Source organism: Longibaculum muris, from assembly GCF_004343035.1.
Lineage (GTDB): Bacteria > Bacillota_I > Bacilli_A > Erysipelotrichales > Coprobacillaceae > Longibaculum > Longibaculum muris.
Window position 1 is genome coordinate 33840 of sequence record NZ_SMCQ01000026.1, and the last position, 8883, is coordinate 42722.

The window sequence follows — 8883 nt, forward strand, 5'->3', positions numbered from 1 at the left end:
CTTTAAAATAATAAAAACGTCCTATCTAAGGACGTTTATTTACGCGGTACCACCTTAGTTCATACATAGTATGCCCTCATGTCTTAACGCGACTCACGGTTATTTTCATAACATCCTCCAAAGTGTCCCATAGCTGCCTCTCATTGTTTTCACCAACCACAATGTCTCTAAAAGATTTCACTATTTAATCTTCTTCATCGGAACTTATAAGAATTATAAAGGATTCTTCCCTAAAAATCAACTCTTATTCATGAATTCTTTTTTTAATGACAAAATAATTTCATATTTCAAATCATCTTTATTTTTCAATCATTTCTAAACAACAATGATACTGAATATCTTTTGACAAAAACAATAAAAATCAACATATCTATAACAAATATAAAAAGCATATTCATTATAATTACTAAACATATCAACAATAAATTTTCCATTGTCATCAAAGTTAAAAAGAAACTCATAATAACACTTAACAATAGTGCACTTCCACCCATGATTGTCAATAAAATCAATTCTTCCAGTGCTTTCATCTTCATCAATTGATAATAATTCACGCCTAAAGTTTCCAATAATGCAATATTTCTTTTATCCTCTATAACACGATATGTATTATAAACAAAAAGTACAGCCAAAATAATAATCCAAGCAACGATTAGATATTGGGAACCAAAAACTTGTGAAAGACGCACTTGACTGTTAATATCAGGTGTTGTTAAAAATTGATAGGATGATTCTATATTTTGAGAAGCCATTTGATAATCCGAGATAGAATTGATAGATACAACAAGCCAAGGTGTTGGCGTATTTGATAACTCTATGCCTTGTTGTTGATAATATCCCTCTATCATATCATATGGAAGATAAATCACCTGTTCATGATCATAATTTGGTTTTAGCACAGCATCAACTTGATCAAATAATTGTCCTTCACTTATCAAATGAGAAAAGACATCATCTTTTAAATAATGATAAATTTCATAAGTTGCATAAATATCAGAGGAAGATAATTCATGTTTTTTCTTTAAAATATCATTATCAGTTATCATTTTTTCATAATAAGGTTTGATTGTTATTGAATTCAATTTTTGATGCGTACTTTGTAAGGACGAAGTCATTATTGCATAAGGATAAATAGATAAATCAGGTAATGCCTGTTTTAATCGTGTTTGTTCAGTCACACTGAATGGTTTCTCATCCTCTTTTAATACAATCCCATAGTGATGAATAGAAAGCAACAAATTCTTTTCATCATTTTCTTTCAATAAAGTCCCATATATCAAAGATAATGCAAAACCCATTAAGACAAGACCTAAAACAATTCCAGCAACCATGTCATAAACTTTGCTTTTTTTCAAACTATATTGATATAAAACTTTTTGATTTATCGAGTAATCTTGAAATGGTTTTGATTCTATTTGATATTCAGATATTTGACATGCAGATAAATTCATATCTTTGATTTCATAAATTTGATCAGCAATCTCAACAAAGGCATCATCATGTGAAGCTACCAAAACCATTTTTCCTTTTTGATAAGCTAAATTTTGAATAATAGAAATAATCTTTTGCTTGTTTTCATTATCAAGATAAGATGTTGGTTCATCAAAAATAAACAGTTTCGCATCTTTAACTATACCACAAACAATTGCTAATCGCTGTCTTTCACCACCTGACATTGATTTTAAAGATGTTTGAAAATCCAGATCCAAATCAACAAAATCAAGGTATTCCCTTATTTCTTCTTCAGATATTTGTCGGTGAATCAAATGAGCATAGAAATAGATATTTTCAATGAGATTAAGATGTTCAAAAAGATAATTTTCTTGAAAAATAAATGAGATTTCATTTTGTCGTAGATAACTTCTTTGTTTTTCATGACATGTGTTGATATCGATTCCATCAAACAGATAATTCATCTTTGCTTGATGTGCTAACAAACCAATATCCATTAATAAAGATGTTTTACCACTACCACTTTCACCTCTTAAAAGAGTCACTTGCTGATAAGGTATACACATACCACCTTTTTCTATAAGTTGTCGTTTACCAAATGATAATTCAATATTCGTTAACTCAATCATATGTCATAACTCTTTTCCAAATTAAATGATAAGAAAAATATCCCATTCCTATTAAAACCAAAAGATAAATAACACTGATTCCTATCCATGATACAAATAAAATGTTCATTGCAAATATTCCACCACTTATCAATGTCAATATACCTAAGGCAAGAATTGATGCCAATAAACATATCATTGAGAATATCCAAAAATCTTCCATATAATATTTTTTCATGATTCTAGATAATCCTTCCCGTCTTAAAAGCTTTAATTCACTCTTTCTTAAATACAATTGATAATAACTTAATAAACAACAAGCCAAAACCATACTCATACATGCAAATAACATAACCAAATTTAAAGAATCCATAGTTGTTGTGGCACCCCAATAATGATAATTATCTTGAAAACGAACACGATAAAGTTCATTTGCTTGTTCAATTGCTACCTTCACATTATCTTTTTGATCTTGCTTGCACATAATCAAATAAGTCATTGGATGTTTATAAATATGATTTTCACTTTTGGCATGACTTTTCAATATTTCTCGAACTTGATCTACAGGCATAAATATTTTTACATAGTTACCCTCTGTACTACTATCAGAATCACTATATACATCACTATTTAAAACACCATTAAATTGGATTGATAAAGGACATTTTTCATCCTTAAATTGATATTCCCTCAATTGACCTTCTACCCCTTCAATGGTCGTGTAGTGTTCAAAATATTCTGTAGGTAAATAGAAATCCAAATCTAATGTTCCACCCTTTGTCACATCTTCATCAATAAGTTCCGCAAAATTTTCATCAATATATGTTCCTTGTATATCTTTCCCATTCAATTGAATATGTTGAGTTGAATCATATGAAAAGATAACAATTTTCGCATAAAAATCAATACCCAAATTTTTACTTTGACGAGGCCAATAATATGAGCATTTCTTTTTCACTCCATCTTTTGAAGTCAATATAAACTCTCTACCTTCACCATGATGAAAATCTTTAATATTATAATAAGGTGTAATTGACTGAACACCAGATATTTGTTGAATCATTTTTAAATCTTCGTTTTCAATAAAATCATAAGTTTCCCAATCCAAATACCTAGCATCTGGTAACTTATAATAAATCAAGCCATTATGAGATAAAGAATTTTGATATTCTGTTGTCTGTAAATTCAACGTTATCCTTTGACTTAATGAATACGATATGAATACAGTACTTAATACTCCAATAACGATAAAAATAATATATAATATCTTATTCTTTATATTCTTATATTTAAAGTAATGAAGCTTATTTATTTTTTGATAAGATTTGTCTTTATTCTTCTGAATAACAGACATTGTCTTTTCAAAATTAATTTGATAATTTTCAATTTTACAAACCTGACTAGCTGCTTCTAAAATCATTTCATCATGAGTAGTACAAACAACCAAAACATCTTTCGATAATTCTTTTAAAACTTCAATTAACTTTTCTTTGTTTTCAGTATCTAGTGAAGCTGTAGGTTCATCCAAAATAAGAATATCTTTTTTCATCATCAAAGCCAAAGCAATAAGAAATCTTTTTCTTTGTCCTGTTGATAAATATGATGGATATTTCTTTATTTCTATATTTTCAAGATAAACTTTATCCAAATATTTTTTTACCAATTCTTTATCAATTGATAAATGATGTAATCTCGCATAGAATTCAAAATGTTGATAAATTGTCATATTTTTTAAATATTGACCATCCTGGTCAATATAAGAAACATGATAAAATAAAAAATCATCTTTATTGTTTTCTGTTATTTCTTCTTCATTATAAAATATTTTTCCTTCTTGCATGGGAGTTTCAAATGTTAATAGATTTAACAGCGTTGTCTTTCCGCTTCCACTTTTCCCATGAATGCAGAAAAGGGAAGTATCTGGAAAATGAAGATCAACATTTTTAAATATTGGTTTATCATAAGATAAACTTACATGTTCTAACCTTAACATACCATCACTTCCCTCTTGTGTTTATAAAAAAGGTGGTAATATCTTTCGAATACTACCACCACTATAAAGAAGAAATATTATCTTCTATGCAATTGATTTATATCAATGTCAATAACAACAATACTTTATCGTTGCCTTGCTTATTATAAACAACTCATTCCATTATAAGCTCATTCCTATTATTCTTCTCTTTTTACATTTCTTACATATCTTAGAAACACTTATAACTTCATTTCATTATCTCTAATAATCTCATGAAGGATTCTATAAAGCAATTTTACTATGTCTTTTTCTACTCATTTATATCAATCAATCTCTTATCACCTTCCGTTTAATTCATATTTATACACGCTAACTTATAAACTTTTCTTAAATAATATGACATATCTATATCCTATATTTTTTACTCATTTTATAAATCTTCATTTTTTAAATATTTTATAAACTATGATTGATATAAATTTTCTTATTCACCCATTAAAACCTAACTTTAAGATATCATGAACTTTTTCTATATTTAAGGCCTTATTTCTAGGCCTAACGTATGTTAGGGGGTAGTAAATCTTTAACCAATCGATAATCTTTTTTAAGATTAAGATTCGTTATGAAACTTGGTCTTAAATATAAAGTTTTTGTTTTTCTATTGTCAAACATCTTTAAGACCTCCTTTCAAGTCCTTTCCTTTTCTACACCTATATCATAGCACAATTCCAACATTTTTGAAAGCCTTTTCATTTTCATATTTTGAAAATGCTATTTTAGATATTTTGCCCATATATTCAACTCTTTTTGTGCTGATTCATGAGAATCAGAAGCATGAATAATATTATTGACCAAACGATATTGCTGGTTTGATAATTCATAACTATCTTGGCTCATTTTTCCTCTAATCGAATCAGGAGCAGCCTCTTTAGGATTGGTTTTTCCTACTAATTGACGTGAATATGAAATGATATCTTCTTTACCTTCATAACTTACTTTCATTGGCATAATGTAATGTGGTCCATCAAAATAAAATGTATTAAATAAGCGCGCAGGAAAATTAAATGTTTTCCCTTTATCATCAATAACTTGATGATAGTGTTCTAATAATGTTTTCATGACATCCATATCTACTTTAATTTCTTTTGCTGATTCAATTTTTAAACCATGATCTTCTATCATTTGTAGAATCTTATCTTTCTTATCATTTTCAAAAGCATCTGGTTTTAACATCATATATGTATATTGTTTCATGATTTCATCCTCTTTTCCACTTCTATTATACCACCATCAAATATAAAATATGTCAAAAAAAGAACCCTATAGAAAATCTGGTTCTTACTCGGTTATGGGTAGAATAACTATCTAAACAGTACAAGAAATTGTACTGTTTTTTTGCTTTATCAAGTCGACTAGTTTGAAATCTGTATTATTCATTAAAAATGGTACATAACATTTCTTAAACAGGTTGACTAATTTGCTTCTTCCATATAAAATACGTTTGAGGAGTTTGAATTTGTTGTTGTTACCTTCAACAAATCCAGAACTATATGGGAAGGATATTGTGTTCTTGATCGGGGCAATATCTTTTTCTATTCCATTTATAAATCCATTAACTTTGGAATCTCTAAATTCATTAATGAATTTATCCAGTCTATCTAGAGAAGATGTCCCCATTGTGGCAATAAGCTTTCTCTTGTCAGGTCTCGCAGTGGCTTTGACGTCTATAAATGTCCAAACAAGAATTGTCCTCACTTCAAGTCAGAACTCAAGAAACTTTTCAAAGAAGACAAGAAGAAATATAAAATGAATCCTTCTCAGTTTTCTCTTCACTATATCACTCGTGTCTTTAATGCATCGCTGGACAAGCTTGAGAAGTTCCAACATAAAATAGAACCATCAAAAATAGATTTATCAAGAATCCGCAATTCCAAGCATATCCTCGGTCTTGTTTTAACATATTACATCAACTATGGTCTTTCACTCAGAAAAACCGCATTGATCCTTTATGAAATCCATGATATCAAAATATCTCATCAGACTATTGCCAACTATGCTCAGGCTGCCAGTCATCTCCTTTTTCCATGGATGGACAACTATAAGCATAATTTCAACTCATATCAATGTGGCGATGAAACCTATGTTAAAGTTCTAAGCAAGAAAGCCTATGTCTTCTTCATGTGTGATGTCAAGAAGAAAATCATCACTTCTTATAGAATCTACATGAAACGTGACACATTCAGTGCCATTGATGCTTTCTACTCAGTCCTTAGAAAATTCAAGAAAATACCAGAGGATCTTGAATTCGTTGTTGATGGGAACCCAATCTATAAGGCAGCACAACAGTATTTCCAATTAAAACGCATCTTTTTTAAGGTAACACAGGTCATTGGACTTACGAATGATGATCCTGTATCAAAGCAACATCGTCCAGCCAAACCAACATATTAAAATATATTGCTATTGTTCTATTTTTTATTATTACATTTCAATATAACTTGTGATATAACAATACTATTTTCCATCTTAATAAAAAAACTACCATCATATTTTTCAGCATAATATTGAATTATTTTTAAACCATAACCATGTCCCACAGTTTTTTGAGTATTTAAACTTAATACCCTATCTGTTGTATTAGTAACTGTAATTAATAATGTCTCATCATTTTTTATTATTTGAATATTTACATTTGGAAATGCTATATCAATGTTTTGACAAGCATTATCAATTAGATTAAACAGTATTGTTGAAAAATGTTTCTCATTGATGTTAATATAATCAACACTTACATCATAAGAAAATCTGATTGAAGGATATTGATTTTTTTTCAAATTAAATATAATATCAATTAATTGAATATTGGTCGTTGGTTCAAAAACTTTTATGTCCGTAATATCTGTATATAAATCATTAATATATTCTTTAACATCATACAAATTATTCATAGTTTTTAATATTTGTAAATGATTTTTTATATCATGTTTTACTTCCATTACTTTTTCATTTTCATTTCTAAAACTATCTATCATTATTTCAACATTATCGTCAAAGATATTTGCAATTGAAAGATTTTCATTATCTAATTGAAGAACTATTGATCTATTTAAAAAGTAAAGCAATGTAATCCATAAAATTACAAATGTAAAAAATATAAAAACAATAAAAGGTATATTTAGTTCTATTAAATGTAACCCAAAAAAAATCAAAAAAACAAAAACCGTAATAACATTTATTACATTATAGACTATACAATTTTCTTTTATTAAAATTTCAGAAGGTATGATTTTTAATCTTTCAAGCATTTTGTATAGAAAATAACTGATTATTAAATATAAAAAAACTGAAAAAACTCTAAAACCATAATTGGTATACGTTCCTAAAATATTAATATTGACCAAAAAAAATATATATGAAAAACAATTTATTGTAATTGAATACACACAAAAAAAGCAACTTGTGTAGAATAATATATAAAAACAAAGTGCATTATTATATATGCAAAGCATTATAAAGTCACAGAGTATTACTAAAATATTTGAAATTAAATAATTATCAAAATCAATAATATAATCTCCCGTAATAAAAAAATTAATTAGAGCATATATACATAAGAAAATCACTGTATATATTTTACTTCTTTCTTGATTTAAGTACGGTTTAATAGTTATAGTTAAACATAAAATATATAAATAACAGAAAAAATACTCAGATAATAATCTCATGTTTTTTCTCCAAAAAATAAACGTTTTTAACTTCTTTTAGACGCCTTGCACTTATTTTTAAAGTATAGTCTAAATCTCTTAAATAAAGATTGTTATTATCAATTCCAATTATTCTATGCTTATTGATTAATATATCACGATCACAAAAAATAAACATATCCTCTAATTTTTTAGATAATTCTTGAATTCCATAACCTGTGATAATGTAATCATTCTTCTCCAGCTTAATACAAATTGTTTTTCTTCTTATATATTGTAAATATATAATATCTTTTATAAATATATCGACAACACCTTTATCACTTTTAACACTCATGGTTTTTTCTTCAAATATTTGTTTTATTATACTTTTAATTGTTTCAAGAAATATTTCTTCAGAATCAGATTTTTCTATAAAAGCATACACATTCTTTCCAAAAGCTTTTTTCATATAAAAATCATAGGATGTCATAAAAACAATATTTTCAGTTAAATTATTTTTTGCAAAATCCAATCCATTTTCATCAATGAGATCAATATCTAATATAATTAAATTAAATAAAACTTTGCTGCATTTTAACGAACTTGTATCCTCAAAAGAATATGTATTAATTTCGAACTCAGATATTTTACTTAATCTTTGGACTATTAACTCTCGATATTCTTTTTGATCATCTACAATTGCGATATTCATATATATTTCCTCCTTGTTTATAATCACTAAAGCAAAGGATAGAAAAAAGAACTAATGAAAAAAAATCAATATAATTGACTTATTATTAATTCTAGTCCAAATCTCAATGCGTTTTTATCTTTAATTTTTATGATTCCTTTTTCTACAAAATTATTAACAATTATTTCACAAATTTTACTCATATTTACCCCTCATTCTACATAAATATTTTAAATATTATATCACAACAAAAATATTATTGTAAATCAATTTTCAGCATACGAAAAAGGGTGTAAGAAAGTAAGTCTATTTTTATTAAGTTTTAAATTAGTATGAAACTTTTTAAACATTGTATTCTTAATTATACTTAACACATATTGATATGATAACCTCCCAGTAGACAGTGTAAATAATTAAACACTGATACGGGAGGTTTTTATATTGGGAAGAAAAAATAAATATTCAAAAGAA

Annotated in this window: 7 protein-coding genes and 1 other annotated feature; of the genes, 1 reads left to right on the forward strand and 6 read right to left on the reverse strand. The window is 27.0% G+C overall.

Going from position 1 to position 8883, the window contains the following annotated elements; all coding sequences use genetic code 11:
• Positions 1 to 24: 24 nt before the first annotated feature.
• Positions 25 to 207: a binding site (T-box leader), on the reverse strand.
• 98 nt (positions 208 to 305) lie between these two features.
• From EDD60_RS13645 to EDD60_RS16760, 4 genes are all read right to left on the reverse strand, one after another.
• Positions 306 to 2081: an ATP-binding cassette domain-containing protein gene (locus EDD60_RS13645; protein WP_132226501.1), complete on the reverse strand. Its 1776-nt coding sequence runs from the start codon at positions 2079 to 2081 to the stop codon at positions 306 to 308.
• The gene (locus EDD60_RS13650) at positions 2074 to 4053 is read right to left on the reverse strand and encodes an ATP-binding cassette domain-containing protein (protein ID WP_066444460.1); all 1980 of its coding nucleotides are present in this window, start codon (positions 4051 to 4053) and stop codon (positions 2074 to 2076) included. Before EDD60_RS13650 ends, EDD60_RS13645 begins: the two co-directional genes overlap by 8 nt.
• Before the next feature lie 753 nt (positions 4054 to 4806).
• Positions 4807 to 5289, reverse strand: a complete 483-nt coding sequence (locus tag EDD60_RS13655) for a nucleoside-diphosphate kinase (protein WP_066444458.1) — start codon at positions 5287 to 5289, stop codon at positions 4807 to 4809.
• Positions 5290 to 5400: 111 nt separating this feature from the next.
• Entirely contained in the window at positions 5401 to 5712 is a 312-nt protein-coding gene (locus EDD60_RS16760; protein ID WP_066444456.1) for a transposase, read from the reverse strand.
• A gap of 129 nt (positions 5713 to 5841) precedes the next feature.
• On the opposite strand from EDD60_RS16760, the gene EDD60_RS13665 reads away from it, so the two are divergent.
• Positions 5842 to 6486 carry a DDE-type integrase/transposase/recombinase gene (locus EDD60_RS13665; protein WP_066444449.1) on the forward strand — a complete coding sequence of 215 codons (645 nt, stop codon included), beginning with the start codon at positions 5842 to 5844 and terminating at the stop codon, positions 6484 to 6486.
• Positions 6487 to 6503: 17 nt separating this feature from the next.
• Here the strand turns inward: EDD60_RS13665 and EDD60_RS13670 are convergent, their stop codons facing one another.
• Both EDD60_RS13670 and EDD60_RS13675 read right to left on the reverse strand, forming a co-directional pair.
• Positions 6504 to 7760 carry a GHKL domain-containing protein gene (locus EDD60_RS13670; RefSeq protein ID WP_066444448.1) on the reverse strand — a complete coding sequence of 419 codons (1257 nt, stop codon included), beginning with the start codon at positions 7758 to 7760 and terminating at the stop codon, positions 6504 to 6506.
• Positions 7744 to 8433, reverse strand: coding sequence for a LytR/AlgR family response regulator transcription factor (locus tag EDD60_RS13675; RefSeq protein WP_066444445.1), 690 nt, complete (start codon positions 8431 to 8433; stop codon positions 7744 to 7746). Before EDD60_RS13675 ends, EDD60_RS13670 begins: the two co-directional genes overlap by 17 nt.
• Between the last annotated feature and the right edge of the window lie 450 nt (positions 8434 to 8883).